The 1,093-nt window shown below is 50.5% G+C and carries 2 protein-coding genes and 1 pseudogene; 2 read left to right on the forward strand and 1 reads right to left on the reverse strand.

Annotated features, from left to right (window positions below; genetic code table 11):
- Positions 1-453 precede the first annotated feature (453 nt).
- Entirely contained in the window at positions 454-759 is a 306-nt protein-coding gene (locus R7P35_RS25915; RefSeq protein ID WP_009873361.1) for a tyrosine-type recombinase/integrase, read from the reverse strand.
- Here R7P35_RS25915 and R7P35_RS25920 point away from each other — a divergent pair.
- A complete protein-coding gene (locus R7P35_RS25920; protein ID WP_001326882.1) occupies positions 758-970 on the forward strand; it encodes a hypothetical protein in 213 nt (70 codons plus the stop codon). The genes R7P35_RS25915 and R7P35_RS25920 overlap by 2 nt on opposite strands.
- A 57-nt stretch (positions 971-1,027) precedes the next feature.
- Positions 1,028-1,093 (forward strand): annotated as a pseudogene (locus tag R7P35_RS26615) (type VI secretion protein); the annotation flags it as partial.

A 1,093-nucleotide genomic window follows, 5' to 3' on the forward strand; every position in this document is an offset into this window, starting at 1 on the left:
CGCCCGATTAGCCTGTGAAGTGAGTGGTGCAACAATGCCGCCAGCAGCAGGAACCCACCGAAGCGAGTCCGGCGTTCGCGCCTAACCGCAGTAGGAATCCTCGTCGTTTACGGCGAGGAGGATGTCAATTAAATTAGATAAATCTCTTATTGATAGACAAACACACTACACTTAATACCCATTATGTTAAAAACGACAGGATTCATGAAAATCATCAGAATTGTGCAGGATGGTTCACCTATCGATTAGATATGGGGTCTGAAGGCCAATAGAACGAAAACGTACGTTAGTGAAGTAACTGTCTGATATATCGAAACATAATGTACATTGGAAAACGCCATCAAAACGGTGTCTTTTTAATCGAAAATTGGCACTTAACGGACTTTCTTGTCTACTAATCGATTTTTCAGACGATAATTTTCCTCTTACCGTACGTTTTCGTACGGTTGGACCTCAAACCCCTTTGAGCGTGGCAAGCTGCACAAAGGGATAGGGCGGCACCAGAGAAAAATCACTCAGGGTCAATGCCAGCGCTTCGTTAATACAGATGTAGGTGTTCCACAGGGTAGCCAGCAGCATCCTGCGATGCAGATCCGGAACATAATGGTGCAGGGCGCTGACTTCCGGTGCCAGCAGATATTTTGGCAGTTTGCCTTGGATCAGAGCCATCTGACGCAGGGCTAGTGCAGCCGGATAGTCAATAGCTACCGGCAGCGGTGCGGACTGTTGTAACTCAGAATAAGAAATGAGGCCGCTCATGGCGTTGACTCTCAGTCATAGTATCGTGGTATCACCGGTTGGTTCCACTCTCTGTTGCGGGCAACTTCAGCAGCACGTAGGGGACTTCCGCGTTTCCAGACTTTACGAAACACGGAAACCGAAGACCATTCATGTTGTTGCTCAGGTCGCAGACGTTTTGCAGCAGCAGTCGCTTCACGTTCGCTCGCGTATCGGTGATTCATTCTGCTAACCAGTAAGGCAACCCCGCCAGCCTAGCCGGGTCCTCAACGACAGGAGCACGATCATGCGCACCCGTGGCCAGGACCCAACGCTGCCCGAGATGCGCCGCGTGCGGCTGCTGGAGATGGCGGAC

Source organism: Vibrio sp. Vb0304, assembly GCF_033338995.1.
Classification (GTDB): domain Bacteria; phylum Pseudomonadota; class Gammaproteobacteria; order Enterobacterales; family Vibrionaceae; genus Vibrio; species Vibrio alginolyticus.

Coding starts and splice junctions, on each gene's coding strand:
- R7P35_RS25920 (WP_001326882.1), top strand. CDS start 758: ATGGCGTTGACTCTCAGTCATAGTATCGTGGTATCACCGGTTGGTTCC.
- R7P35_RS25915 (WP_009873361.1), bottom strand. CDS start 759: ATGAGCGGCCTCATTTCTTATTCTGAGTTACAACAGTCCGCACCGCTG.